The 222-nt window shown below is 37.8% G+C and carries 1 protein-coding gene; it reads left to right on the plus strand.

What is annotated here, in order from left to right; genetic code table 11:
- Positions 1 to 222: SspB-related isopeptide-forming adhesin (locus tag HMPREF2887_RS00005; protein WP_148131465.1), on the plus strand; the 222-nt coding region annotated here is incomplete at both ends.

Below are 222 nucleotides of genomic sequence, written 5' to 3' on the forward strand. Positions count from 1 at the left end.
AAGATTACATCAAGGCAAAAGGATTGCAAATCGATGGTGAATTTGCCGTAACCACTTCAGACGATCCAGTTGCTTACACAAACAATTATGTCTTGAAAGGTATCAACCTCAAACTAATCTTCCCAACTACAGTTAAGAAAGACATCAAGGACGCTAGCAAGTACGATAACAAGGCTTATCAAATTGACTTTACTGGTATCCATGATACAAACCTTGTAACCA

Origin of the sequence: Streptococcus sp. HMSC071H03 (assembly GCF_001813035.1) — a bacterium.
Lineage (GTDB): Bacteria > Bacillota > Bacilli > Lactobacillales > Streptococcaceae > Streptococcus > Streptococcus anginosus.